Here is a 24,409-nt window from a genome sequence, read left to right on the forward strand (position 1 = left end):
TTAAACATGGGCGAATTGTTGGGTGGCGCTATCTTCCTACCTCATATCGCAATTCAACCATGCCAACTCCCATCTGGCGAACTGAAAAAAGACGCAAGGTTGGACTCATGACCCGACGGGGAAAGACTTGCTTGCCTCGGCCCAAGGTAACGGAGCCAATTTGGATGATGAGTTCATCAAGAAGTCCTGCATCATAAAACTGCCCAGCCAAGTCTCCGCCTCCCACAATCCAGATATTCTTTGCCCCGGCTGCAACGCACATCTCTTTGTAAACCGCGCGCACATCGCCTTTTACAAACCTGACGTCTGAACTTTCAATTAGCGGGAGTTGGCGAGTGGCAAAAACCCAGACAGGCTGCTTGTACGGCCAACACGAGCCGGTCTCTGCTGCAACTTTATCGGCATTTCGGACCATCCATTCATAGGTGGACGCCCCCATTGCCAGCGCACCGACCTCAGCAATGAAATTTGGATAACTGGATTCATTCAGGTCTCCCAGCGGAAAAAGCCACTCCAACGAGTCGTCCTCGGTGGCAATAAATCCATCAATACTTGACGCGGTGTAATACTGTGTTTTCATGATTTTGGTTACGTCTCCCAAAAGATTACGACCGCCTGACAGCGGAGTTGAGCTGCGCCACGCCCCGGTTCCTTCATCAAAATTTACTACATGTGCGAGAGTCTTATGAGGCAGACGGGGAGGAAAACCAACTGCCTTCTGTGAAGCGTAATTCTGAGAAACCGGTTATGGCCTACTTCAGACTTATACGGTTTCTTCTAAAGAGCGAGACCGTGCAAATGGCGGCTTCTCAAAATTCGGCTGGCGGCCGACGACACAAAAGCGACATTCATTATTTTGGTAGCTCTGCGGCAAGTTTCTGCGCGGAGCAGTCGTACATGGCTGAAGTGGCAGAGAACTTCTCGGCCTGTACCCTCTTTCTTTGGGGATGTTCTGAGTGACTGCTCTTTACTCAAACATTCGGACACGACCCGCCCTGCTTCTAAGAAAAAAAACCCGCCGGTGGCGGGTTAAATCAGGGAAGCTACTGCGCAGGTCACCCAACGGTATAACCGCCATCCACGACGATTTCCTGGCCATAGATGTTTTTGGCAGCATCCGAAGCCAGGAATACCGAGAGATCGGCGATATCTTCTGGCTGGCCGAAGGTCCCTGGCATGAGCCTCGAAGTGATCTTTTCCGCAACGGCACCGAGTATCTCAGGCGGCAGTCCGACCGTTCCCCACAGCGGAGTCCCTATTGGCCCCGGCGCGATTGAGTTCACACGGATGCCCTGGGGGGCAAGTTCAGCAGCTAAAGTTTGGGACAAGGACTTCAGGGCGGCTTTGCTTGCGCTGTAAATCGCCAACCCAGGGAAGCCTACCTGAGTAAGGAAGGTCGTAATGAACTGAATTGATCCGCCTTTGTGGATATGGGGCATGAACAGGCGGGCAGTTTCCGCCGCGCCGAAGAGGTTGACTGAAAACTGGGTATTGAAGGCTTCGGCAGTGCTTTCCCCAAAAGACACAACACGAGCAATCCCGGCGTTCGGAACGACGATATCGACGCCGCCAAAGGCCTTGAGAGTTTCCTCAACCAAGTGTTGCAGGTCTTCCTGCCGGGTTACGTCGCCAGCCACAGCTTTGACCTGCCCGGGATAGACTGCCTCCAGTTCCTTCAGTGCGGCGAGGTTGCGGGCAAACGCTACGACTTTGGCACCTTCTCCGACATATTTCTCAACGATAGATTTTCCGATCCCGCTACTGGCACCAGTGACTACCGCAACCTTGCCATCAAGCTTCTTCACCATACCTTGCTCCTAAAGATATCCCGGTTCCGAGATTAGAAATAAGAATGGTGGCAATGAAAATAGTTCTCGTTGATGCCTATCAAAAAGTCCTAGTGCTGGCCTGACATCACCAGCCGGAGGCTTGTAAGTCCTTAGCCGAATTGCTGCAGCAATCTTCCAGGCGTCGCAGCTTCCAGATTCGAAAGCAGCTCTTCACTAGCCGTCAAATCGCCAAGTTTGAATGTCCCTTCCTGGCCGAATCACCCCCTTCGTGACCTGACCCGAAACCTGCCGGTCGAGGTTTGGCAGCACAATCTGACTCCCTTCAACAACAAAGGAGTCTGCCATGGAAGCCTCACAACGCCGGGAAGCCTGGAACAGGGAAAAATTGGTCGGCCAGAAGCCTACGCTGAAACCTAACATCTGGGCTATTCGAATCCATCTGTAGAACGCCCATCAGGTCCGGGACTTGGCCATGGAGGCCAAGTATTGCCGCGAGCCATGGTCATCCAGCGCAAAACGCAGCGGCCGGTGCAGTCCGAACTGACCGAGCCGACCCGGACAGGCGTGGCCGCGTGGATCGCGAAGGCCACTCTCAAACCGGAGCAGTATCTCGTTCCCAGTCGCGTGGCTAGCGCCCCGCATGTTTCGACTCGGCAATACGCCAGGAGTGTGCATCAGTGGGTGGCAGCCGCTGGCCTGGACACCAGCACCTACGGGACGCACTCAGTGCACCGAACGAAGGCCACGCTGATTTACAAGCGCACGAAGAACCTGAGAGCAGTCCAGTTGCTGCTCGGCCATACCAAGCTGGAAAGCACCGTGCGATATCTAGGAATCGAAGTCGATGATGCGCTCGAAATTTCTGAGCAGACGGAGATATAGCTCCATGATCAACGGTCGCACGCAACGGATGCGTACTGCCGGCCAACTGCGGACATAACGACTGTGAAAAGTCGACAGGCTCGAACGGCAAGCAACTGATCACTGACCCGCCACCAATCGCTTTATTCATCAGTTTATTGTTCGGCCACTATGGTCATTGGTAGTAGCTGATTGAACGGCAGCAATAAGTTATTTCATCTTCAGGGGTGGCGGCATCTTCCATGCTCGTTAGAGCAAGGACATCTCCCGATAACGCTGCAATGCCAGGCGCGCCAGGTAAGGCGTTATCGTGTTGCTCGCTTGGGCTGAAACGTTGGCTTCCCCGGAGGGCGGCGGCGCCATTGTCGCGAGACTATTTTTGAGATGCACCAGCACCTTGTTGTGCACGTTCGGGTCGCTAAGGTCAATATTCAACTGCCTGGCTAGGCCCGCTAGCCGTTCGTCGGTGAGGAGGCTCGCCAGGCTGCTCCGGATGTCAGGAGCAGCTGGCGGCGGAACGTCAGCCACCATTGCTCTGGTCGCGCTGGAGCAAAATGGCGAGAAGCACTGCGGCGACCATGTCGTTAAAAAACTTCGTGTCGTTGACACCGTTGGCCTGGATGTAATTGTTCAGGGCGTTGACCGCAAGGCTGACGCTTACACTGGGCAGGTTTCCATTCGCCACAGTTGCGAAGGGATTCGGCGTGGTCGCCGACATCGGCGCGCCCATCTGCTGGATTTCCGCAGCCAGTGCCTGCCGTGCTGCGGGCGAAATACTGACTTGCGAACTCGCTGTTGGCGCAGTTGCCTGTGCGCTTGGCGGCGACGCGGGCACGCTGCCGACTGCCGGTGCTGCACTTGCCGCATCCGCGACGCTGCCGACCATTCCCGCGCCGCCAATACCTAGACCTCCCCCTACACCGCCAACTGCTCCGACCATGATCAAGCCTCCTGAGTGAACGCTCACGATTCGGGCAGACGGTATTCGTCTGACAGGGGCGACCGCTTCGTGGGGCTGAGGGTTGGACCGTAGCTGCGGTGCTGTATCGCGGCAGATGGTAATCAGGATGCCGGACAAACATTAAGTGACCTTGAATTTGCCCAGGGCTGATCGGGCAGGCTTTTTCCACCACCTACGGTCACTCGCATGTCGCCAGGAAGCTCAGCAAGGTCGAACAACTCGCTGGGAACTGCATTGGCCAATTTGGTTGTGCACGCCTCCGAGCAAGAGTCAGAGGGTAGATTCATCACCGGCAGCTTGATGACCAGAAAGCTGCCATCTTGATTACAAACATCATCAGGCCGTTGTAGGTCGCGGCCTGCCAGTCGAATATCGAGAAGCAGCCATTGGCGCGGCCTCGCGCTTGAGATGTAACCGTAGAGGACAGAATGCGGCCAATTGCTGCCGGTCACCTTTTTAAATACGAACGGCCGGTTCTAGCGACATACCGGCCATTTGAGCTTTGAAGATACCAATGACGGCTTTGGGCAACCTACTGCTTCGGCACGCGACCACGATAGATATTCATCGTCGCGATTGCCCTACGGCCGATTTCTGAGCGGAGTGGACGTATTTAACTCCGAGGCGAGCTGTCTAAATCGTGAAGTGTTTGCGAATCTGTGCTTCCAGCAGCGCACGAGCATCCGCCTCGGAGGCATGGTGAAGCTTCTCCCGTATTTCGTCGGCAACACGCTCGAATGCAAACATCACACGTGGATCAAAATGGGTTCCAGTATCTTTGCGCAGGATATCGATTACAGCGTCAAAAGGTATGGCAGTCTTATATGGACGCTTCGATGAAAGGGCATCGAATACGTCAGCCAACGCAAATATTCTTGCTGCGAGTGGAATTGAATCTCCCGCCTGCTGCTTTGGATAGCCGCTGCCATCCCACTTTTCATGGTGCCCGGCCACCACTTCATGCGCACCGTCTAGCCATCCCATCCCTTTGACGATTTCTACACCCTGGCCAACATGGGTTCTCATCACGGACATTTCCCAATCATCGAGAGGTCCTGGCTTGAGGAGAATGGCATCAGGTATCGCAATCTTTCCGACGTCGTGCAGAAAGCTACCAGCGATAAGGGCTTGCATGTTGCTTCCGGTAAGCCCCATTTCCTCCCCAATGCGGGCAGCAATCCAGGCGACGCGATAATTATGCGCGCCGGTGTCGGAATCACGTTTTGCAATGGCTCGCCCTAGCGCCGCCATCATCGAAATGTGCGAATCAAGAACCTCGATTGTCTTTTGCGTATTGTCTGCAGATAGTTGGACGACAATAGGGTAGATGGCAGCGCCACAGAGCACCGAGGCCAAGCAGGCAATTAGCGCCATTTTGACTGCTGCAGTATGAATTTCCCTTCTCTGCCAATCGGGAACAATGCGCACCCCCTCGAAGTAGCCTGTGATATCACCATCCTCCACGGTCCGCAGCGGGATAAATACCCGGAGTACCCATTGATGTCGGATCTGGAGACTCTCGTAGGAGGAGCTCATGTATGCCGGTTTAATGTGCTCCGGTAACTGACTTTCGACCTCTATCCCGAGATCCGTGTGCGACTCAGAGAGTTTTTCACCGCTATGGTCATAAAGTTCCGCGATATCAAAAATCCCGCCCGAAAGCGTCGTTACGGCTTTTGCAGCTTTTTCTTTTGCCGCTGGTCCTGTCAATTCAAGCGCTTCCGAGTAACGAAGGATCCGCTTGGATTCCTCCATGGCTAATGAAACCACTTCACCCTCTGCGCTTTCTGTACTAATCAACCATGCAACGGGTGCGACGATGGCCGCCAGCATGAGGCTGACAAAAGCAATTCTTTGAGCAGCCCGCTTGTTGAACAGGTTCATTGCTAATTCTTTCTTTTTGCCGTTTCGCCTACCGTTAGTGCAGCCCCATGAGCAATCGTCTGTTTACTACTAACTTGTGTGCCAAAGGCGTGGCTTAACTCGATAACCGCTCGCCACGCACGAAAAACACCTCTTACTACCGGGGAGCAACCAGGCGATGTACAGCTTCAACAACCCCACCCCGAATATACCGCCCCGAATACACGAAATACTGAAATCATCTTGTAGGTGATGCGAATCAAGTAGCTAGTGTCGATGTCGCGACAAGCAGGAACTTAATGCATTCATCGCTATCAGAATGACACACTATATAAGCAATTGGTTGTATTGATAGCCTCAACAAAGTGGAACAACATGTCCTGCAGCGAACTCGGGGGAGTGGGTTATGGAAATCAATGGTTTATTGAGTACCGGCGGCCTGACCCATAATGAAATGCAGTTATTGCAAACTGCCATTGACAGCCTTGGGGCGTCGGTTTTCGCCAAGGACTTGAATGGCCGCTATACCTTTGTCAATCGGGCATTTTGTGACATGGTGGGGGCAAAGTTAGAAGAGGTCGTTGGTCATCTGCTTGAAGATTTGTTCGACCCCATAACGGCGACTCAACTCAGAGAGGATGATTTACGGGTAATTGCAACCGGCCAAACTGTCGAGCAAAAAGAATATCGCCGCACCAAGGTTGGCGGTGAGAGACATCAATATTTGACAGTTAAAAGGCCGGTGTATGGCCGGTACGGAAATATCATTGGCCTGTCTGGGGTATCGCTTGATGTCACCAGCACGGCGCAGGTGGAGGTGTTGCTGAGTGAATCCCGGCAATTCCTGGACCTTTTACTTAGCAATGTCGATGGTCACTTCTACATCAAGGGACAAGACCGTCGTTATATCTTCGTCAGCCCCAAAGTCGCTGAACTGTTGCAGCGGAGCCCGGAACAGATAATTGGTCATACCGATGCCGAACTTTTGCCGGAGTTGGAGGCTCAACGTGTCAACGCCTTCGATGACATGGTATTTGAGACGGGCGTGCGCAAGGCGGGGGAGGAGTGCTTAGCAGGAAGTCGTGGGGGCTTGCGCTATTTTTGGTCAGTCAAACAATTGTTGCGTAGGGGAAATCAACCCGACTGCCTCATCGGTATGTCGATGGATATTACGGAACTCAAATTGGCGCAACAAGCGGTGGCCAGTTCCGAAACGCGGTTTCGAACTTTGTTTGAGGGTAGCCGGGACGGAGTGCTTTTGCTCGACCAGAAAAAGCATTTCATCGACTGCAATCAAGCCGCGCTTGAACTTCTGGGACTGACCGGCAAGGCTGATTGCCTTGGCCGAACGCCTGTAGATTTCTCTCCCCCGGTCCAGGCGTGCGGAACGCCTTCAGTTGATTTGGCGGCACGCTATATCGACACTATCAACACGGAAGGGAAGCATCGATTTGACTGGCTTATTAAACGCCCACAAGACGGTGCTACGTTAACAGTTGAGGTCAGTGCCAGCATGGTGGACCTGGACGGAGAGACTGTCATCCTGGCCACCGTACGCGACCTGACTGAACGGATGCAATATGAAGTAGCCATTCATCAGCTGGCATATTACGACGCACTGACCGACTTGCCGAACCGGCGTTTATTCTTCGACCACTTGTCAAAGGCACTGGCGTTAAGTCAGCGAAGTGGGCTATTTGGTGCGGTTATCTACCTGGATCTCGACAATTTCAAGCCAGTCAATGACCGCTACGGTCACATTGCGGGTGACTTGCTGCTAAAGGAGGTTGCACGGCGTTTAGCTGAACATGTTCGCGACCAGGATACGGTGGCCCGTCTGGGCGGTGATGAATTTGTGGTCTTGTTGGTCAATGTCGCTCCGACGCAGGACGCAGCATGGCAGCAAGCTAAACGGGTGGCAGAAAGGATTCGTGACGATTTGGCTAAGACCTACTCCTTGACTTTCGATACCGACGAGCAAATCCAGACAACGGTCGAGCATCACTGTTCGGCGAGTCTGGGGATGACACTGTTTCCTCCGTGCGGCGAGTGCGGTGAAACGATACTTCGGCGTGCTGATAACGCGATGTACCAAGCAAAAGCCGCAGGACGCAACCAGATTTATCTCGACGAGGGGTGCGGCCAGACCACGTCTTTAACGTCGTAATCAAAGACCGAACGAACGCGTGCTGTTGAATCAAACAGCATCCGCTACTCATCCGCCGTTCACCCTTGAGAGCTGGATTGGACGCTAATCTATTCGGCTAGTAGGCACTCTCTAACCACCCGGCACAAATTGTCGATGCACAATCATAGCGCTCTGACTAGTTGGAACGGTCAGCCAGTTTTGAAGATAAGTGGATGGCCGCTTTTTCGCGGACTGCAGACGTTTAATGCAAAAGTCTTGAGGGGCAGCTTTGGGTCGCAGGCCGTCAGTTGAGTTTTGAGAAGCGGCCATTGGCGCGGCCTCGCGCTTGAGATGTAACTGCACCAGGCTGAAATCGGCCAATAGCTGTCCTTCGTGCGCATCCCCCTGAAGCGGACATCTATCTTGAGCAAAATGCGATATGGATAGATACTTGGTTGCCAGTCTCCATTTTTGTAAATTGGTTAGAGCACAAAATGCGCGGAAAGCCTTGTGAACACATGCTATTTCGACGTTTTATATGCGTCCTCTCGAATATGCATAGGCGGCCCCATGTGGCCGCCTATTAGCTGTTAGGCAACAACCCAGATGAAACTTCGGTTTTTGCTTCTTATGGTTGCTTCTAGTGTGCTCGGTCTATTTCTCATGTGGATAGGCGTCAATGCCATTCGGCTAGGGGAAATATCCATTCACTTTTCAAAGGACCAACAATCCTACGCCTTCCGTAGTGCAGAAAATGCTGGTGCTTTTTACTTTTGGGTGTTGTTTCACATCGCCGCAGGTGGCCTTTTTTGGCTTTCGGCATTTGCAAGTTATCGGCTGCTTGCTTCCAAGCAAACCAACATCCTCGGCGAGCACATTGCAGCACTTGAACGACGAGCCCCTTCCGGCCTACGTCCCTTGTTGCTTGGTTTTCTAGCTCTTGCAGTAGCAGTACTCATCTATGCCAACACCCCGGCCTAATGCCCCGTCGCCCGAACTTGAAGGTTCCTCAAAGTCTGCTTTCCAAAGTACTGACCGTCGTCTTTGGGTCGGGAGTGTGAGTTCGCCAGTTCGGGAAGCTGACATTCAGGGCGGATTCTCTCCCTGCGGCAGGTAAGGAGCACATTCCAGCCCGACGTACAGCGAGTGGCCTCCGTCCGCTAAGGCCGATTTCCGGCCTCATGCCGGCGGCAATAGGCTGCTCGTCGGCCAAAGCGGACGTTCGTATCCTTCTAATCCAGCGTCCGCAATTAAGCTCTATTCGCTATCAATCGTCGATAGAGATACCCAACAGTTGCAAGAGCGACAGGAACAGGTTCAACAGGTTCAAATACATGCTGACAGCAGCCATGACGTAGTTGTCTTCCTCACCACGCACCAAACGGCTCGTGTCGTACAGGATGAAGCCTGAGAACAACAGCGCAGCGACTGCAGAGACCCCTGCGTGCATTGCCGGGATGAATATCGCTGCAATGCTTGCCAGCAGGACCACAATCAAACCAGCAAACAGGAAGCCCTCCATACGGGTGAAGTCCTTGCCTGTCTTGTGGACGTAAGCGGTCAAAGCTAGCGTCACAACTGTCGTGAGGACAGCGGCGGTCAAAACGGTGCTGCTACCACCAGGCATGTTGATGTAGTGGCTCAACGTCGGACCGAGACCAAGACCGCTCAGACCAGTAAAAGCCATCATCGCAGGTACTGCCGCTGCCGTGTTCCGCTTCTTATGAAGGTAGAACAAAGGCACCAAGCCAAGCAAAGTGAAGAGGATACCGGCCAAAGGACCAAACCCAGCCCACATACTGATACCTGCACCAACGCCAGCTACGCCCGTCGAAAGCGCGAGAAGTTGGTAGGTATTGCGGATGACTCGGTTCGTATCGGGTACGGCGTAGGAGCGATAATCGGTTTTGCTGAGGTCAATAACACGTGCTTCAGTGCTCATAGTGGTTCATAACCTCCTTTAGGTTGTGGCGTTACTGTAGGTGGAGGCGGCATCCCAATAAACCAAGTCAGGCCTGTGCAACTATTCCGTTTTTTCGGAATATTGAATGAACTCGGCGTGCCAAAACCTGAGCTACGATACATCATCGTTTGAACCCTTGGAGGCTAAAGCAGATGAAGAAAGTGCAATCTTCGATTCAACGTGGTGCTGAATACGTCTGTACCAAAATCGGCGACGTCGTCACGGCCATTGAGCAAGTCGCCGTGGTTAAAGGTCTCCCCATGTGGGAAGTCGAGCGCAGGATTGGGGCTGGTATCCGGAGACGCCTCATCGTGTCGGCGCGCTCATTGTTGCCTATTCAGGCAGAGGTCTCCCCCGCTTAACGACAAGGGATTGCAGCGGGCTGAAGTTCGTTCGCCCGCTGCCAAATCGCTTGTTAAGCGGTCAGACTGGCATACCAGGCATCGGTGAGCTCACGAGTAGTCACAGAGCTAAACTCGGAACGACCTTCAAGCCATTGCTTCACTTCATTGCGGTCTTCTTCCGTCGCTGAGCCGCCACCTGCCTTGCAGACGTAACCACAATCAACGCTACCACCATAAATAAGGCCACGAGGCTCGATTGCGCCTTCAATGAAAGCAATCAACAGCTCTTCCTCGGCGTTCCCTACCAGAGGTGCCTTGAGCTCAGTTTCGACATCGAAGCCCAGTTCTTGGAACTCTTCGAGGTGAAGTTTTTTGCGAAGACGGCGGGAGCGAGGGTACTTGGCCATTGGCGTTGCTCGTAGAAATTAAGGAGGCCGGAAGGTATCACACCATGGCCACAATCATCCTTGGCGAAACCGCCCCTGAACTTCCCAATGCCGTGAACAAGAAACTAGATGGTCATTGACCATCCCTGATGCCTGCATGAAGGCATAGCAAATCGTCGGGGCGAGACATTGGGGCGGGGAATCCTGCCCAGTGATGTTGAGCGGGACTGCCGAATGATCCCAGGCTTCGAGTGGCTGATCGAGAAGGATGGTTGGTTTTGGTACGGCGAAGGCAAAGACAACCGTCTGGTGTCGGTGGCCACCAAGATTCTCGCGGCCGCTGGTCAGCGCGTCGACGCTGAGGAGATCCTTGCTGGATTGGTCCGCTCCCGGCGCGGCAACTATGAACCCGATCGGCAGCGTCAGTACCTGATCGAGCCGCCTTTGCTGATCGTCGTCGAGGTCCTGCGCCGAGTGAAAAGGTTGAAGAATATCCAGTACGACGATTTCTTTCTTGAGCCTTCTATTCCAGTCGAAACTGTACTGTCCGATACAGAAGCTGCGGTTTATCGACTCATGATCGCAAACGGAAACATCGTTTCCCGGCACATGCTCAACACTCAGCTTGTCGATGGTGGCCGGGTGAAGTTTATGGCGCTGCAGGTAAGCCTAAACAGCTCCCCGATCTATCGTCAGCTCGATCGGGGCGTCTTTGCCCTACGTGGTGCCCCCTGAGTGCGCCATTCCTGAAGAACGCGCAGGACTCGGTAGGTGGTGATGCCTCAAAGAGCATCCCTGTGAGTGAACGGGACGTAGACGGCTACTACCATGTGGACTGCGAACTCAGCGACAACATAGTGAAGCACCGCTATTGGTCACTTCCAAGCAATTGCGCTCGATTGTTGACCGACGGGCACTACGAGCTGGAGGGATTCAACGAGCCGGTGCTATTTGCTCGCTTTTCGAGCGGCAATAACCGCATCAAACGGTTCCTGTCCAAAATCCTAACGCTGGGCCTAAAGGCTGGCGACAGGTTTGAACTGGCTATCAACCCAGAAGCCCGACGTATGCGCGTTACCAAGATAGATATCCGCTCGGACTTCTTGCTCGAACCGCCGCCGTCAGGCATCTAATTGAGTAGGGAATTTTCTCAAAATTCCCGTTGGCTGACGCGTAGCCATGCGGAGCATGTATAGCGAATGTCGGCTCGGCAGTACCTAGCGGACAGATCAGATTTACGGATCGTCAGTCCGCTTTGGCCGAGTTGTTCGCGTAGGGGGTACGACTAGTTACGGAGTACACCGGTCCCTTGAATGTCTGCAGCCCGGAGCGTGTAACAGGCCGCTCGTGGCCGACAGTACGCATCTATCGCCATGCCCGAAAGCGGCCGCACGCGTTGAATCCAGCGTACGGCCGGATTACAGGGCTAGATCTCGGTTTGTTCCGAAATTTCGAGGGCATCATCGACTTCGATACCTAGGTATCGGACGGTACTCTCCAGCTTGGTATGCCCAAGCAGCAACTGAACCGCCCGCAGGTTCTTGGTTCGCTTGTAGATCAGTGTCGCCTTTGTTCGGCGCATCGAGTGCGTTCCGTAGGCGGATGTGTCCAGGCCAGCGGCCGCCACCCAATGGTGCACGATTCGGGCATATTGCCGGGTGGATACATGCGGGGAGCGAACGACGCGGCTGGGAAAGAGATACTGCTCCGCTTTGAGATTCGCCTTCACAATCCATGCTGCCACCGCCGACCGGGTCGGTTCAGTCAACTCGAACTGCACTGGGCGTTGCGTTTTCCGCTGGATAACCATTGCCCGGGTCAATACTTAGCTACCGTGGGTAACGTCCCGAACCCGCAAATTGACGAGATCGCAGCCACGCAACTTGCTGTCAATTGCCAAGTTGAACATGGCCAGATCTCGAACCTGATGAGCATTCTGCAAAGGGATTCGGATTGCCCAAATATCCTTGGGCTTCAGAGGAGGCTTCTGGCCGACCAACTTACCCTTGTTCCAGGCTTCCCGGTGTTGTGAGGATTCCATGTCAGACTCCTTTGGTGTTGATGGGAATCTGATTGTTCTGCCAAACAGCGAACGTCAGGTTTCAGCGAGACTGTTGGATAGGTGCTTCCGGCCAAGAGCAGTCGGTTGAAGAAATCTCCCGAAGCAGCCATTTAGACCATAAAATTTCTATGTCATCTTTTTTTCAGAGGCAGTGTGGCCAAGTGGAAATCTGAAGGAATACAGAAAATTGCCTTGGCTCTGCATTTGCTTGTGCTGATTGCCCTACTGGCGACTCAACTCCTTGGAATTGCATCCTCAATTGGAACAATAATCCCTCTGCGCCTGACAAAGGGTGAGAGTGTTGAGGTATCGGTTTTTCGGCTATCCCCTACGCCTTTGCACTTTCGCCTGGATTTCAATAAGCAGAAAGGGACGATTCGGCCTGAATTGGGGGGGATTAAGCACACCGACCCAAATGGCGGGAAAATCCGGTTCGATAGCCCGGGCGAAGCGATTAAGATTTTGGCAGCAAGTGAACTAGGTCGTCAGGTGTATGAGATGTTTCCTGGAGGGTATCTCGCTTTCGAGAAGGACGACTCCACCGCAAAACGCATTTTCGAACCGTTTGTCGAAGACGACGACCCTGCTGCATACCCCTGGCCTCCAGCAAACCATCTTCGACCAACATTGCCTGCCGGCTTTTCAACGTTGAAATTCTCTGTGGTTCAGGCGGGAACCATTACCGCAAACGAACAAGTGAAAATTTATATTGCTCCTCCGCTGGATGTGAAAACAGTACAGACATCCGATTACTTGTGGCTGGGTTGGGCCACAATTTTGTTGCCATGGAATTTATTTGCGTTGGCGATGTATGGCTGGTATCTGCTCAAGAAAGCCAGGCGACTAGCATCTAATAAGTGATGCCACCAGCGTCTATCTCTAAGACCCTTGTTGGCTTGCTGCGAAATGCCATGAAAGTCTGCTGTCAGCAAACACCGCCGTCAGCTATGGGCCGCAGGCCGTCAGTTGAGTTTTGAGAAGCGGCCATTGGCGTGGCCTCGCGCTTGAGATGTAACTGCACCAGGCGGGAGTCGGCCAGAAGCGGTCATTGAGGATTTGTCCCGATAGCGGACATCCGAGCCGTCTTCCGGGCGTCCGTATTATTGGAGTTGTTATACGGCCCTGACTTGGGCCACCTCCTTGCCCCACCGGCAATTCCGAAAGCATAATTGCTGCATGTATTTGCATTTCATATACGGACCCAGCGGGTCCGTTTGCTAACTGTTAGGAGTCTCTCTTGTTTGGCCTATTTCGCAAAAGAAAAGAAGAAGCGCAACCGGTTGCTGCAGCGAGCCCGAGCACTGACCACGACAAAGACGTTCTTGAAAGAATTGTTCCTATGATCAAGGTGGTCGAACACCAAGGCACTGGACTGCAACACATTGAGCTCCCCGAGGGCGACTCTCCTATTTCGAACGTCTTCGCGGGTGACCTCATTGTCATGTACGCAGAGGATCTCCCGGACCGCTTCGCATATCTGTCCAAAAAGCGAATGCGTGAGCTTGGCCTGAACATGGATGAACTGCACGCCCTCGCAATTCAAAATCTACCTAACCGAATTCCTGAAATTCAGCTTCATGGCAGCGCTCCGCGATTCATGCTTACCGCAGGCGGAAATTTCGAGGCGACTCTACTTTTGCATCCCACCCTTTGGGATTCTCTTGCTGAGCACTTGCCTGGCACACCGATGGCCGTTGTTCCTTCGCGCGATCTACTCTTCGTCACATGTTTAGAGTGGGAAGAAGGCCCGGCTTTCATGAAAGAAATGGCAGAAAAAGAACTGGAAGATAACCGTTATGCCTTGTCCAAGCTTGTCTTCGTCAGGCACAACAATTCGTGGATTGTCGATAGCTTCCACTCCTAACACTACATTCAACACGGACCCACAACGGCAGCGCTTCGCACCGCCATTGCGGGCCGGTTAATTTCGACGTTGGGCCTAACGGAGACACTACGTGAGCGCAGAAATCGAGCAAGTTTTAGTAGTTCGCAAAGTCAAAGCAGCGTCAATCTACAAATTGCTCCTTTGTGGGCTTCTCATAGCTTTTGTTCCTCTTGGTTTGGTGTTTGGTATCTCAGGCCTTTTCGGTGCTGACACCGTAAAATGGAACAACCAACCCATTCATGGCGTGGCTGCTCTGTTTGTTGGCCCCGCTCTATCCGTGTTCATCGCACTGCTTTTCACAGGCTTCCTGGGCACCCTGACTAGCTTTGGGCTGTGGCTGTTTTCCCGTTTTCGCACAATAAGCATCCGGGTCGTCTTGGCCCAACCTTCCGCTCCAAGGGACGCGCCGCAAGCGGTGCGTCCCTGAGCTAGTACGTTTGAATGTCCGCTTTCCCAAGCAGCCAATTACCGCTTTGGGTCGAAAGTGGATGTAGCAGGTTGCCCCAGAGCCGTCATCGGTATCTTCAAAGCACAAAGGCCGGTCTGTAATCAGAACCGGCCATTTGCATTTAGAAGGCCACTGTCCGCTAGGGCCGAACTACGGCCCAATGCGCTACGGCTGGATTCGGCCGGGCTGCCACACAGCATCGCGAACCGCTGCGTGACATCGGGTCAGTTCAAAATCGACCGCAAATACTCGTCGACCGCAGCATGCTGCATCGGCCGGGCAAAGAAATAGCCCTGGAATTCGTTGCAGCCGCTAATGGCTAGCACGTCCCTTTCCCCCTCGGTTTCGACGCCTTCGGCGACGATGTGCAGGTTCAGGGTCTTGCCCAGAAAAATGATGGCGTGCGGAATCGCCATCGCCTTGCCGCCGCGGTCGCAACCGGAAACGAAGGAGCGGTCGATCTTCAGGGTGTCGATCGGCAGGCGTTGCAGGTAGCTCAATGACGAATAGCCGGTGCCGAAATCATCGACTGCGATGCGCACCCCAAGCGCCTTGATCGACTTGAGCACGCGGATGGTGTGCTCGACGTCGCCCATGATCATGCTCTCGGTGATTTCCAGCTCCAGGCAGTCCGGCGGCAGACCGGACACCGCCAGGGCGTCGGCGATCATGGCCAGCAGGCCGGGCTCCTTCAATTGCCGCGCCGACAGGTTGACCGCGATGCCCAGGGCCTGCCCATCGACCAGCGGCCAGCTCGCCGCGGTCCGGCAGGCGGCATACAGCACCTGCTCGCCGATGGCCAGGATCTGCCCGGTTTCCTCGGCCAGCGGGATAAAACGGTCGGGTGTCACCAGGCCCTGCCCAGCACTGTTCCAGCGCACCAGCGCCTCGAAACCGCGCACCCGCCCCGCCGCGTCGGTCTTCGGCTGATAGACCACGGTCAGTTCGTTGTGCTCGATGGCCCGCTGCAGGGCACTTTCCAGGACAAAGCGATCCTGCACCACCTGGTTGAGGTCGCGGGTGTAGAAATGGTATTGGCCCTTGCCCGTTTTCTTGGCGTGATACATCGCCACATCGGCGACCCGCAGCAAGCCGTCAAGATCCTGCGCATCGTCGGGATAGACGCTGACCCCTATGCTGCAGTTGATGCGCAGGTCATGCCCTTCCAGGGCCAGGGGAGCCTGGATGGTGGCCAGCACCCGGTCGAGCAGGTGCTGGGTATCCTCGCGCGACGTCTGCTCGCCCATGATCAGCACGAATTCGTCGCCGCCGTAGCGGGCGATGGTATCCACACCGCGCAAGGCGTGACGCAGACGGCGGGCGATTTCGATCAGCAGCTCGTCGCCGGCCGCATGGCCGAGGCTGTCGTTGATCACCTTGAAGTTGTCGAGATCGACAAAGGCCAGCGCCACCTTGTTCGCCTGGCGCAGGGCCTGCTGCACGGCCTGATCGAGGCGATCCTGCAACAGGTTGCGATTGGGCAGGCCGGTCAGCGGATCGTGCGTCGCCTGATGCTGCAGCACCGACTGGTATCGACGGCGTTCGGTGATGTCTTCGACCGTGCCCTCGTAATAGAGCAGGGAGCCGTCCGGAGCGCACACGGCATGGGCGTTTTCGGAAATCCAGATGCGGCCGCCGTCGCGGCAAATGACCTCGGATTCGAAATCACTGACCTGGCCGTCGCGCTGGATCAGCCGCTTGAAATCGACCCGCCGCCGCGGGGCGACATAAAGGCCGGTGGCGATGTCGGCCAGGCTGCTGATCAGGGATTCCGGCGTCGGGTACCGGTAGAGCGTGGCCAGCGCCTGGTTGGCCGCCAGGTAGCGCCCGTTCTCGGTGCTCTGGAACATGCCGACCACCGAATTCTCGAAGATGCTGCGATAGCGCAACTCGGTTTCCGCCAGCTGAATCTGGGCCAGGACGCGGTCGGTAATATCCTCCAGATAGCCGTCGAGCACCTGGCGCCCCAGCTCGTCGCGCAGCCCGACGCCGCGCTCCAGGACCCATTTCTCCTCACCGTCGCGACAGACGATGCGGTACTCGATGTGGTAGCGCCCGCCGGTGTCGAGCGCGGCCAGTATGGTTCCCCGCACGGCAGCACGGTCTTCCGGATGGGTCAGCGCTTCGAGCGACCGCTGCCGGTTGCCGACCAGATCCTGGGCGGCATGGCCGGTCAGTTCCCGGCAACCGGGGCTGACCGAGAGCAGGGTCCAGTATTCATCGACCAGACAGCGAAAAAACATGCCTTCCAGGTTCGCAAACACAGTACTCATGGTCGATGCCGCCCGTCTGTCGAATCCGCCCCCATGTTCAGCTCCAAAACCCGCTCGGCCGGCCGAATTCGGCAACAGGCTGAATTTAGGCGCTCTGCAATCGAAGGGCATGTCCATCGTTGGCCTTTCTGTTTCCCGCTGCCGCCAACATGGTGCCGCTCTCGTTTATCCATACAAAAACACTATCGACCGCTGCTGTAGCGATATCGAAATACTCTTGCGCCGCCACGCTGATACCGGAACTCAGCAGCATCCGAGTGCGGATTACGCGGGCCATTTCCTGCACCGCCAAGGCTGCCTTTTCCGCCTTCGGCCCCTGCCCGCCCACCTCGTTGGCCTGATTGAGCAAGGCCTCGGCGCGCGCCACCAGGAACATCAGGCGAACGCGCGCCACAGCCGAACAGCCGCGTTTCGCCGCGACGCTGGTCCCCAGGGCACGGGCCTGCCCCAGACACTCGGTCAGGGCCGGCAGGCGGCTGGCGTAATTGCGTACCAGGCCGCGGGAACAGCGATCGACCAGCAACACCTCGACCCGCGATTCGCCCAAGGCGGCGAGCCACTGCAGCAGTTGATCGATCAGGAAGCTGTGCTGGGCGATGCTTTGTTCGACGGAAAGTCCGGTCAGCTTCTCGCGCAGTTGCCCCCATTGGAACTGGAACAGGGCCAGATCGTTCTGGGTCAGGCACGGATGCGCCCGGGCGCCTTCCTTGCCGGCCACTTCGCGCAAGGACGGAATCAGGCCGTCGATGTCGCGCCCCTTGCCGTCCAGTCGCGTCCGGAAAGCCTGGTCACCGGACAACAGGGCCGAACTCATGCCGCGATGCTGCTGAAAATGGCCGATCAGGGCGAGCAGCGAACGGCAGGCCGCCAGCGTGCTGTCCAGTGATTTGTCGGCATATTCCCAGTGCCGACGGCGATAGAGCATCATCGACACCCCCACAATGACGATGGCCAGCGCCAGCATCGCGTAAATGAGCCAGTTCATTTCAACCTCACTCGTATTGGTATTTTTTTAACGCCCCGGTCAACTGAACGGACAATTCACTGAGGTAACGGGATAGTTCGCTGTTCTCGCGCACCAGATGCTCGTTGGCATCAGCCAGTTGGGCGACCTGCTCGATGTCGCGGGCGATGTTCAGGCCGGCCGCGCTCTGCTCCTGGCTGGCGGCGGCGATATCGCGGATCAGGGCCAGCGTCTGGCCGGCGTTCTCCTCGACCCGGTGCAGGTCGGCCACCGCTTCGCCGGCATCGCTCAGGCTGCGGGCGGCCTGGCTGGTCGTCGCCGTCATGGCCTCGATCATGCTGCCGACGTCGACGCGGACCCCTTCGATGCGCTCGCCAATGTCGCGGGTCGCCTTGCTGGTCCGCTCGGCCAGTTTGCGCACTTCGTCGGCGACCACGGCAAAGCCGCGCCCCTGCTCGCCAGCCCGCGCCGCCTCGATGGCGGCGTTCAGGGCCAACAGATTGGTCTGCGCGGCGATTTCGGCAATCAGTTCGACGATGACATCGATTTCCTGCGAGCGCTGGCCCAGACGGCTGGCGCTATCGGAAGTCGTTTGCACCATCGCCACCAGGCTTTCCAGGCTGCGCGCCAGACCATTGACCCGCTCGACGCCGGTCACTGCCATCTGCCCGGACGCCTCGGCCACCGCGGCCGCCCCCTGGGCGCTGTCGCTGGTCATGCCCAGGCTAACGGTCAGTTGCTCCAGCGTCGCCGAGGACGACAGCGTGATGTCGCGCTGGCGGCGCACGCCATCGTCGCCGCCCCGGGCGTTGACGTTGCTTTCGCCGGCCACGCTGGAAATCTCCTGCGACATCCGGGCGAAGGTCAGGAACAGTCCCGACAAGGAGCGGGCCATGCCGTTCAGGCGTTCGGCCAGCGGCGCCAGCGTCGCGCAGCGCCGGGTATCGAGGCGGCTGACCAGCCGGCCGGCCGCCAGTTCGACGGCAAAGCCGTCGATCAAAGTCAGCGCCGCTTCAAGCCCGCGCTGCATCCCGAAGACCGTCGCCACCGACAGACCGAGCAAGAGCACGGCGGCGACTGCCCACGGCATAGCCTGATCGCTCAGCATGGCGCCGGCCAATGCTGCACCGCCGCCCACCGCCAGCAACCAGCCGGCAAACGAACGACGGCGCAACGAGTTCATGCAGGCGCTCAAGGCGGGTACCGATTCAGTGCTAGTCATATCGGGCAGGCACAAAGTGATGAGATTGCCTGACACTAAGCAACTCCCTTGCCATGATCGAGCAGAAAATAATTCCTCTTTTCAAATCAAGGCAATGAATCAAAAAGCGTGGCATCGATGAAATGCAAAACCGCTTTGCGCCCATTCCGACGCCAGCACCCGGGTGGTGCACCGCACCAAACGAGTGCCGCCATCGCACCGGTCGGCACGCGGTAGCGCACCGGAAACGTGCATCCGGATACTGTGTTGCGCAGCAGCTATAATTGACGTTTTGCCACGCAACGAGAAGAACGTCATGGAAGCAGAACAGCTCAACAGTATCTCCAACAAGCTCGACGATCTGGCGCAGCGCGCCGCCGAGCTTCGGAGGTATCTTTGACTACGATCACAAGCGCGAACGCCTGACGCTCCTGAACAAGGAGATGGAAGATCCCAAGATCTGGGACGATCCGAAATACGCTCAGGAACTGGGCAAGGAAAAGAAATCGCTGGAAGACATCGTGCTCGTCCTCGAAGCCGTGGACAACGGCGTCAATGACGGCCGCGAACTGTTCGCCATGGGCAAGGAAGATGGCGACGACGACACCCTGCTCGCCGTCGAGGCCGACAACGCCGAGCTGGAAGCCAAGCTCGCCGCCCTCGAATTCCGCCGCATGTTCAACAACCCGTCCGACCCGATGCCCTGCTTCCTGGAAATCCAGGCCGGCGCCGGCGGTACGGAAGCTCAGGACTGGGCGTCGATGCTGCTGCGCATGTACCTGAAGTACGGCGAAAAGAAGGGCTTTTCCGTCGAGGTCATGGAAGAATCCGAAGGCGACGTCGCCGGCATCAAGAGCGCCACGGTCAAGTTCTCCGGCGACTACGCCTACGGCACGCTGCGCACCGAAACCGGCATCCACCGCCTGGTCCGCAAATCGCCGTTCGACTCCAACGCCCGCCGCCACACCAGCTTCACGTCGGTTTTCGTCTTCCCGGAAGTCGATGATTCGATCGAAATCGCCATCAACCCGGCCGATGTGCGCACCGACACCTACCGCGCTTCCGGCGCCGGCGGTCAGCACATCAACAAGACCGACTCCGCCGTCCGTCTGACCCACGTCCCCACGGGGATCGTCGTGCAGTGCCAGAACGACCGTTCGCAGCACCGCAACCGCGACGAAGCCTGGCAGATGCTGCGTGCCCGCCTCTACGAGTTCGAACTGCGCAAGCAGCAGGCCGAACAGCAGAAGCTGGAAGACGCCAAGTCCGACATCGGCTGGGGCCACCAGATCCGTTCCTACGTGCTCGACCAGTCGCGCATCAAGGATCTGCGCACCAACCACGAAACCGGCAACACCCAGGCCGTGCTCGACGGCGACCTCGATCCGTTCATCGAGGCCAGCCTGAAGCAAGGCGTTTAACCGGCATCCGCCAGGCGATGAGGCGCCTCTTCGCCTGGCTGGCGGTCATCCTGCTGCTGCCCGTGCTGGCTGCGGCAGCCGCCGTTGTCGCCGCCATCGACGGCAAGCCGCTGGTCGAGCGCAGCGACGCCATTTCGCCCATCGCCGTCGCCCAGGTCCGCCGCCTGCTGGCCAACCACGACCCGCGGCACCAACAAGCCGGCGCCGTCGATTCGGTGGACATCCCGGCCAACCTGATCGACGAAGGCATCAACTATGTCGCCGGGCGTTTCCTGCACGGCCGCGGCGACTTCGCACTGACCGACGGCACCGGTCAGGCCCGCATCACCGTCGTGCTACCCGGCCGCTATTTCCTCAATGTCACCGCCGCGCTGCAGCCGGTGGACGGCAAGCCGGCCATCACCCGCGCCAGCCTCGGCAAGCTGCCCGTTCCGGCGGCCCTCGCCAACTACCTGTTGAGCAAAGCCATCGCCGCCAGCGGCTTCGGGAGCGAGTGGCAACTGGCGCTCGACGCCATCCAGGACATCCAGGTCAATCCCGGCAGCGGCATGGTGACCGTCACCTACCAGTGGGAGCCGCAGATACTCGACCGGGCACGGGCCGTGGCCCTGTCGCCGGACGAAATCCGACATCTGCACGAAGCCCACCAGTCGCTCGCCGCCCTGCTCGCCCACCGCGCCCCCGGATCGCCAATTACGCTGGCCGAGATCCTGCACGCGACCATCCCCGCCGATACCGACCCCGTCGGCCATGGCCGGGCCGCCCTGCTCGTCCTGGCCAGCCAGTTGGCCCGCATCGACCTGGCGGGACTAGTCCCGGCCGCCAAAACCTGGCCGCGCGTGCGCTGGGTCATGATCAGCTTGGGCGGCCGGCATGACCTGGCCCAGCATTTCGTCGTCTCCGCCACCCTCGCCGCCTGGTCTGGCGAACCGGTGGCCGACGCCATCGGCCTGTACAAGGAACTCGACGATGCCCGCCACGGCAGCGGCTTTTCCTTCATCGACCTGACTGCCGACCGGGCCGGTACGCGCTTCGGCGAACTGCTGGTCAAGAAACCGGAGGCCTTGATGACCCGGGTCCGGAGCGGCCTGCAGGATGGACAACTGCTGCCCGTCTTCAGCGACCTGCCAGAAGACCTCCACCAGAAGGAATTCCGGCAGCGCTTCGAAAGCCCGGACAGTCCGCAGTTCAAGGCGCTGAGCCGGGAAATCGAACGCCGCCTGGACAGCCTGCCGCTCTACCAGTGAGCCCGCCCATGCCTGACAACCTGTTTGCCGACCTGCCCGCCCTCGACGCCGCCGACGAGCAATTCACCCGCCTGCTGGCCGAACCGGGGCTAGTCGTCGAGCGCATCGTATCGACCGGCCAGGCCAGCCCACCCGATTTCTGGTACGAGCAGGCGCAAGCCGAATGGATCGTGCTGCTCGCCGGCGAGGCGCTGCTGCGCTTTGCCGACGAGGCCGAAGCGCGCCGCCTGCAGCCCGGCGACTGCCTGGACATCGCTGCCGGCCGCCAGCACCGCGTGGACTGGACGCAACCCGGGACGCACACCATCTGGCTGGCCATCCACCGCGCCGCACCGTAAGCGGCCGGCGGTTTTCCCGGCCGGCGACGCGGCAAGCGCCGCGATTGCGCTTGTCCCAAAGGGGCCAAATCGGCGAAAATTCAGGGTTTTAGCGGTAGCCCGCAGCAAACCCAATTTTCAAGGATTCCCCATGTCCCAAACCGACAACGCCGAACAGCCCGTCCAGCAGGACGAGAACCACATCATCGCCGAGCGCCGTGCCAAGCTCGCCGAGTGGCGCAAGACGGGCCAGGCCTTCCCGAACGACTTCCAGCGCGAGAACACCGCCGCCAAGTTGCACGAAGGCTACGGCGAGAAATCCGCTGAAGAACTGGAAGGCCTGCCGGTCGAGGTCAAGGTCGGCGGCCGCATGATGCTCAAGCGCGTCATGGGCAAGGCTTCCTTCGCCACGCTGCAGGATGTCTCCGGCCGCATCCAGGTTTACGTCGCCCGCGACAAAGTCGGCGAAGACGTCTACGCGGCCTTCAAGGGCTGGGATCTCGGCGACATCCTCGGCGTCGTCGGCACGCTGATGAAGACCCGCACCGGCGAACTGACCATCCAGGCCACCGAAATCCGCCTGCTCACCAAGTCGATCCGTCCGCTGCCCGACAAGTTCCACGGCCTGTCCGACCAGGAGCTGAAGTACCGCCAGCGCTACGTCGACCTGATCATGAACGAGGAAACGCGCTTCACCTTCCGCGCCCGTTCGGCCATCGTCGCGTCGATCCGCAACTACATGACCGGCCACGGCTTCATGGAAGTCGAAACGCCGATGATGCACCCGATCCCCGGCGGCGCCTCGGCCAAGCCCTTCGTCACCCACCACAACGCGCTCGACATGCAACAGTTCCTGCGCATCGCCCCCGAGCTGTACCTGAAGCGCCTGGTGGTCGGCGGTTTCGAGAAGGTTTTCGAAATCAACCGCAACTTCCGCAACGAAGGCCTGAGCCCGCGCCACAACCCCGAATTCACGATGATGGAGTTCTACGAGGCGTATGCGAACTACCACACGCTGATGGACTTCACCGAAGGCCTGCTCCGCCACGCCGCGCGCGAAGCGCTGGGCAAGGAAGTCTTCATCTACCAGGGCCGCGAACTGGACCTGTCCAAGCCCTTCCATCGCCTGACCATCAACCAGGCCATCCAGCGCCAGCATCCGGAATTCTCCGATGCCGAGCTGGCCGACGCCGAATTCCTGAAGGCCAAGATCAAGCACTTCGGCGAGCCGGTCAAGCCGGGCGGCCTGGGCAGCCTGCAACTGCAGCTGTTCGAAGCCTGTGCAGAAGCCCAGTGCTGGGAACCGACCTTCATCATCGACTACCCGGTCGAAGTGTCGCCGCTGGCCCGCGCCTCCGACAGCAATCCGGAAATCACCGAACGCTTCGAACTGTTCATCGTCGGCCGCGAAATCGCCAACGGCTTCTCCGAGCTGAACGACGCCGAAGACCAGGCCGCCCGCTTCCAGGAACAGGCCAAGGCCAAGGACGCCGGCGACGAGGAAGCCATGTACTACGACGCCGATTTCATCCGGGCGCTGGAGTATGGGCTGCCGCCGACCGGTGGCTGCGGGATCGGCATCGATCGCCTGATCATGTTGCTGACGGACAGCCCGGCCATCCGCGACGTCATCCTCTTCCCCTCCATGCGTCCGGAGTAATTCGTGGCTGCGCTTGCCAACTCGGCGTTGCCGGCGGCCTTGCATAGCGCTGCTATGCGGCGGCCACCGGCGCCTTGATTTGGCTGCGCTCGCTCACGCACCGACCTTACGTTGATTTATGCAAGTTCGTCAGCTTCAGATCGCCCACGACGCCCTGCAGGACCGCCTGGTCCTGCGCGTCGCGACGCAGGCTGACGAGGAATTCCGGGTCTGGCTGACCCGGCGCTTCCTGCGCGAACTGTGGCCGCATCTGGCCAAGTTGCTGGCACATTCGAACAGCAGTGCCCCACTGGCTGCCGACATTGAGGCCATGCCGGCACCGGCCAGTTTCGAACAGCCCTTCCAGGACGACAAGGCGACCTATCCGCTCGGTTCGAACCCCTTGCTGACCAGCGAGATCAAGGTCGACACCCTGAGCGACGGCGGCTATCACCTGACGTTCCGCGAAGGCCGCGAGCGCAGTTTCGAACTCGGCCTGACGCCCGACCTGCTGCAAGCCTTCTGCGCCATGCTGCGAGCTGGCGCGGAGCAGGCGCAATGGGGACTGGCGCTCGACTACGCCGCGCCTGACCCGGTGGCACTCCGCCCCGGCCACCCTCACTCGCGACTGCATTAGTGGACGAACTGGCACCTGG

27 protein-coding genes are annotated in these 24,409 nt (G+C 57.8%); 14 read left to right on the top strand and 13 right to left on the bottom strand.

What is annotated here, in order from left to right; translation table 11 throughout:
- Positions 1-28: 28 nt before the first annotated feature.
- Entirely contained in the window at positions 29-580 is a 552-nt protein-coding gene (locus tag LZ012_RS13980) for a dihydrofolate reductase family protein (RefSeq protein WP_275711429.1), read from the bottom strand.
- A gap of 475 nt (positions 581-1,055) precedes the next feature.
- A complete protein-coding gene (locus LZ012_RS13985; RefSeq protein ID WP_275711430.1) occupies positions 1,056-1,808 on the bottom strand; it encodes an SDR family NAD(P)-dependent oxidoreductase in 753 nt (250 codons plus the stop codon).
- 480 nt (positions 1,809-2,288) lie between these two features.
- Between LZ012_RS13985 and LZ012_RS13990 the strand changes: the two genes are divergently transcribed.
- Positions 2,289-2,672 (top strand): tyrosine-type recombinase/integrase, encoded by a 384-nt coding sequence (locus tag LZ012_RS13990; RefSeq protein WP_275711431.1) that lies wholly within the window; start codon positions 2,289-2,291, stop codon positions 2,670-2,672.
- A 228-nt stretch (positions 2,673-2,900) separates the two neighbouring features.
- Here the strand turns inward: LZ012_RS13990 and LZ012_RS13995 are convergent, their stop codons facing one another.
- The 3 genes from LZ012_RS13995 to LZ012_RS14005 form a co-directional block, all read right to left on the bottom strand.
- The gene (locus tag LZ012_RS13995; protein WP_275711432.1) at positions 2,901-3,182 is read right to left on the bottom strand and encodes a hypothetical protein; all 282 of its coding nucleotides are present in this window, start codon (positions 3,180-3,182) and stop codon (positions 2,901-2,903) included.
- Positions 3,172-3,591, bottom strand: coding sequence for a hypothetical protein (locus LZ012_RS14000; RefSeq protein ID WP_275711433.1), 420 nt, complete (start codon positions 3,589-3,591; stop codon positions 3,172-3,174). Before LZ012_RS14000 ends, LZ012_RS13995 begins: the two co-directional genes overlap by 11 nt.
- 654 nt (positions 3,592-4,245) lie before the next feature.
- A complete protein-coding gene (locus LZ012_RS14005; RefSeq protein ID WP_275711434.1) occupies positions 4,246-5,496 on the bottom strand; it encodes an HD-GYP domain-containing protein in 1,251 nt (416 codons plus the stop codon).
- Between the two features lie 385 nt (positions 5,497-5,881).
- Here LZ012_RS14005 and LZ012_RS14010 point away from each other — a divergent pair, with 385 nt between their 5' ends.
- Both LZ012_RS14010 and LZ012_RS14015 read left to right on the top strand, forming a co-directional pair.
- On the top strand, positions 5,882-7,642 hold the full coding sequence (locus tag LZ012_RS14010; protein WP_275711435.1) for a sensor domain-containing protein: 1,761 nt from the start codon (positions 5,882-5,884) through the stop codon (positions 7,640-7,642).
- A 567-nt stretch (positions 7,643-8,209) separates the two neighbouring features.
- A complete protein-coding gene (locus LZ012_RS14015) occupies positions 8,210-8,584 on the top strand; it encodes a hypothetical protein (protein WP_275711436.1) in 375 nt (124 codons plus the stop codon).
- A gap of 286 nt (positions 8,585-8,870) precedes the next feature.
- On the opposite strand, the gene LZ012_RS14020 is transcribed toward LZ012_RS14015, so the two are convergent.
- Entirely contained in the window at positions 8,871-9,545 is a 675-nt protein-coding gene (locus tag LZ012_RS14020; RefSeq protein WP_275711437.1) for a Bax inhibitor-1 family protein, read from the bottom strand.
- 173 nt (positions 9,546-9,718) lie between these two features.
- On the opposite strand from LZ012_RS14020, the gene LZ012_RS14025 reads away from it, so the two are divergent.
- The gene (locus LZ012_RS14025; protein ID WP_275711438.1) at positions 9,719-9,928 is read left to right on the top strand and encodes a hypothetical protein; all 210 of its coding nucleotides are present in this window, start codon (positions 9,719-9,721) and stop codon (positions 9,926-9,928) included.
- 53 nt (positions 9,929-9,981) lie between these two features.
- Here the strand turns inward: LZ012_RS14025 and LZ012_RS14030 are convergent, their stop codons facing one another.
- Together LZ012_RS14030 and LZ012_RS14035 are read right to left on the bottom strand one after the other, a co-directional pair.
- Positions 9,982-10,317 carry a YggL 50S ribosome-binding family protein gene (locus LZ012_RS14030; protein WP_275711440.1) on the bottom strand — a complete coding sequence of 112 codons (336 nt, stop codon included), beginning with the start codon at positions 10,315-10,317 and terminating at the stop codon, positions 9,982-9,984.
- Positions 10,318-10,371: 54 nt separating this feature from the next.
- Complete coding sequence (locus LZ012_RS14035; RefSeq protein ID WP_275711779.1) at positions 10,372-10,644, bottom strand: DNA-3-methyladenine glycosylase I; 273 nt, start codon at positions 10,642-10,644, stop codon at positions 10,372-10,374.
- Between LZ012_RS14035 and LZ012_RS14040 the strand changes: the two genes are divergently transcribed.
- Together LZ012_RS14040 and LZ012_RS14045 are read left to right on the top strand one after the other, a co-directional pair.
- On the top strand, positions 10,531-11,031 hold the full coding sequence (locus LZ012_RS14040; RefSeq protein WP_275711788.1) for a hypothetical protein: 501 nt from the start codon (positions 10,531-10,533) through the stop codon (positions 11,029-11,031). The genes LZ012_RS14035 and LZ012_RS14040 overlap by 114 nt on opposite strands.
- Positions 11,032-11,093: 62 nt before the next feature.
- Complete coding sequence (locus LZ012_RS14045) at positions 11,094-11,429, top strand: hypothetical protein (protein ID WP_275711442.1); 336 nt, start codon at positions 11,094-11,096, stop codon at positions 11,427-11,429.
- Positions 11,430-11,722: 293 nt separating this feature from the next.
- Here the strand turns inward: LZ012_RS14045 and LZ012_RS14050 are convergent, their stop codons facing one another.
- Positions 11,723-12,064: a tyrosine-type recombinase/integrase gene (locus LZ012_RS14050; RefSeq protein WP_420839527.1), complete on the bottom strand. Its 342-nt coding sequence runs from the start codon at positions 12,062-12,064 to the stop codon at positions 11,723-11,725.
- Between the two features lie 57 nt (positions 12,065-12,121).
- On the bottom strand, positions 12,122-12,337 hold the full coding sequence (locus LZ012_RS14055) for a site-specific integrase (RefSeq protein WP_275711444.1): 216 nt from the start codon (positions 12,335-12,337) through the stop codon (positions 12,122-12,124).
- A gap of 213 nt (positions 12,338-12,550) precedes the next feature.
- Here LZ012_RS14055 and LZ012_RS14060 point away from each other — a divergent pair, with 213 nt between their 5' ends.
- The 3 genes from LZ012_RS14060 to LZ012_RS14070 all read left to right on the top strand — a co-directional run bounded on the left by LZ012_RS14060 (position 12,551) and on the right by LZ012_RS14070 (position 14,670).
- Entirely contained in the window at positions 12,551-13,219 is a 669-nt protein-coding gene (locus tag LZ012_RS14060; RefSeq protein ID WP_275711445.1) for a hypothetical protein, read from the top strand.
- A 376-nt stretch (positions 13,220-13,595) separates the two neighbouring features.
- Positions 13,596-14,222 carry a DUF1444 domain-containing protein gene (locus LZ012_RS14065; protein ID WP_275711446.1) on the top strand — a complete coding sequence of 209 codons (627 nt, stop codon included), beginning with the start codon at positions 13,596-13,598 and terminating at the stop codon, positions 14,220-14,222.
- A 91-nt stretch (positions 14,223-14,313) separates the two neighbouring features.
- Complete coding sequence (locus LZ012_RS14070) at positions 14,314-14,670, top strand: hypothetical protein (protein ID WP_275711447.1); 357 nt, start codon at positions 14,314-14,316, stop codon at positions 14,668-14,670.
- Between the two features lie 245 nt (positions 14,671-14,915).
- Here LZ012_RS14070 and LZ012_RS14075 read toward each other — a convergent pair whose 3' ends face one another.
- The 3 genes from LZ012_RS14075 to LZ012_RS14085 form a co-directional block, all read right to left on the bottom strand.
- Positions 14,916-16,964 (bottom strand): putative bifunctional diguanylate cyclase/phosphodiesterase, encoded by a 2,049-nt coding sequence (locus tag LZ012_RS14075; RefSeq protein ID WP_275711448.1) that lies wholly within the window; start codon positions 16,962-16,964, stop codon positions 14,916-14,918.
- An 85-nt stretch (positions 16,965-17,049) separates the two neighbouring features.
- Positions 17,050-17,949, bottom strand: a complete 900-nt coding sequence (locus LZ012_RS14080; protein WP_275711449.1) for a nitrate- and nitrite sensing domain-containing protein — start codon at positions 17,947-17,949, stop codon at positions 17,050-17,052.
- 7 nt (positions 17,950-17,956) lie between these two features.
- Positions 17,957-19,111 (bottom strand): methyl-accepting chemotaxis protein, encoded by a 1,155-nt coding sequence (locus LZ012_RS14085; RefSeq protein WP_275711450.1) that lies wholly within the window; start codon positions 19,109-19,111, stop codon positions 17,957-17,959.
- A 334-nt stretch (positions 19,112-19,445) separates the two neighbouring features.
- Here LZ012_RS14085 and prfB point away from each other — a divergent pair.
- From prfB to LZ012_RS14110, 5 genes are all read left to right on the top strand, one after another.
- Positions 19,446-20,550 (top strand): peptide chain release factor 2 gene (gene prfB, locus LZ012_RS14090; RefSeq protein WP_275711451.1). Its coding sequence is split into 2 segments (ribosomal slippage): positions 19,446-19,526 and positions 19,528-20,550, totalling 1,104 coding nucleotides; the frame shifts between segments, so codons are not numbered across the junction.
- Positions 20,551-20,567: 17 nt separating this feature from the next.
- Positions 20,568-21,797 carry a YfiM family lipoprotein gene (locus tag LZ012_RS14095; protein WP_275711452.1) on the top strand — a complete coding sequence of 410 codons (1,230 nt, stop codon included), beginning with the start codon at positions 20,568-20,570 and terminating at the stop codon, positions 21,795-21,797.
- 8 nt (positions 21,798-21,805) lie between these two features.
- The gene (locus tag LZ012_RS14100; protein ID WP_275711453.1) at positions 21,806-22,135 is read left to right on the top strand and encodes a cupin domain-containing protein; all 330 of its coding nucleotides are present in this window, start codon (positions 21,806-21,808) and stop codon (positions 22,133-22,135) included.
- Positions 22,136-22,265: 130 nt separating this feature from the next.
- Positions 22,266-23,774, top strand: a complete 1,509-nt coding sequence (gene lysS, locus LZ012_RS14105) for a lysine--tRNA ligase (RefSeq protein WP_275711454.1) — start codon at positions 22,266-22,268, stop codon at positions 23,772-23,774.
- Positions 23,775-23,892: 118 nt separating this feature from the next.
- Positions 23,893-24,390, top strand: coding sequence for a hypothetical protein (locus LZ012_RS14110; RefSeq protein WP_275711455.1), 498 nt, complete (start codon positions 23,893-23,895; stop codon positions 24,388-24,390).
- Positions 24,391-24,409 lie beyond the last annotated feature (19 nt).

The organism is Dechloromonas hankyongensis (genome assembly GCF_022012295.1).
In the GTDB taxonomy this organism is placed as follows: Bacteria; Pseudomonadota; Gammaproteobacteria; order Burkholderiales; family Rhodocyclaceae; genus Azonexus; species Azonexus hankyongensis.

Bases quoted from the DNA above. Each gene is read 5' to 3' on its own strand.
- LZ012_RS13980 (WP_275711429.1), bottom strand. From the start codon at position 580: ATGAAAACACAGTATTACACCGCGTCAAGTATTGATGGATTTATTGCC.
- LZ012_RS13985 (WP_275711430.1), bottom strand. From the start codon at position 1,808: ATGGTGAAGAAGCTTGATGGCAAGGTTGCGGTAGTCACTGGTGCCAGT.
- LZ012_RS13990 (WP_275711431.1), top strand. From the start codon at position 2,289: ATGGTCATCCAGCGCAAAACGCAGCGGCCGGTGCAGTCCGAACTGACC.
- LZ012_RS13995 (WP_275711432.1), bottom strand. From the start codon at position 3,182: ATGGTGGCTGACGTTCCGCCGCCAGCTGCTCCTGACATCCGGAGCAGC.
- LZ012_RS14000 (WP_275711433.1), bottom strand. From the start codon at position 3,591: ATGGTCGGAGCAGTTGGCGGTGTAGGGGGAGGTCTAGGTATTGGCGGC.
- LZ012_RS14005 (WP_275711434.1), bottom strand. From the start codon at position 5,496: ATGAACCTGTTCAACAAGCGGGCTGCTCAAAGAATTGCTTTTGTCAGC.
- LZ012_RS14010 (WP_275711435.1), top strand. From the start codon at position 5,882: ATGGAAATCAATGGTTTATTGAGTACCGGCGGCCTGACCCATAATGAA.
- LZ012_RS14015 (WP_275711436.1), top strand. From the start codon at position 8,210: ATGAAACTTCGGTTTTTGCTTCTTATGGTTGCTTCTAGTGTGCTCGGT.
- LZ012_RS14020 (WP_275711437.1), bottom strand. From the start codon at position 9,545: ATGAGCACTGAAGCACGTGTTATTGACCTCAGCAAAACCGATTATCGC.
- LZ012_RS14025 (WP_275711438.1), top strand. From the start codon at position 9,719: ATGAAGAAAGTGCAATCTTCGATTCAACGTGGTGCTGAATACGTCTGT.
- LZ012_RS14030 (WP_275711440.1), bottom strand. From the start codon at position 10,317: ATGGCCAAGTACCCTCGCTCCCGCCGTCTTCGCAAAAAACTTCACCTC.
- LZ012_RS14040 (WP_275711788.1), top strand. From the start codon at position 10,531: ATGATCCCAGGCTTCGAGTGGCTGATCGAGAAGGATGGTTGGTTTTGG.
- LZ012_RS14055 (WP_275711444.1), bottom strand. From the start codon at position 12,337: ATGGAATCCTCACAACACCGGGAAGCCTGGAACAAGGGTAAGTTGGTC.
- LZ012_RS14075 (WP_275711448.1), bottom strand. From the start codon at position 16,964: ATGAGTACTGTGTTTGCGAACCTGGAAGGCATGTTTTTTCGCTGTCTG.
- LZ012_RS14080 (WP_275711449.1), bottom strand. From the start codon at position 17,949: ATGAACTGGCTCATTTACGCGATGCTGGCGCTGGCCATCGTCATTGTG.
- LZ012_RS14085 (WP_275711450.1), bottom strand. From the start codon at position 19,111: ATGAACTCGTTGCGCCGTCGTTCGTTTGCCGGCTGGTTGCTGGCGGTG.
- LZ012_RS14095 (WP_275711452.1), top strand. From the start codon at position 20,568: ATGAGGCGCCTCTTCGCCTGGCTGGCGGTCATCCTGCTGCTGCCCGTG.
- LZ012_RS14100 (WP_275711453.1), top strand. From the start codon at position 21,806: ATGCCTGACAACCTGTTTGCCGACCTGCCCGCCCTCGACGCCGCCGAC.
- lysS (WP_275711454.1), top strand. From the start codon at position 22,266: ATGTCCCAAACCGACAACGCCGAACAGCCCGTCCAGCAGGACGAGAAC.
- LZ012_RS14110 (WP_275711455.1), top strand. From the start codon at position 23,893: ATGCAAGTTCGTCAGCTTCAGATCGCCCACGACGCCCTGCAGGACCGC.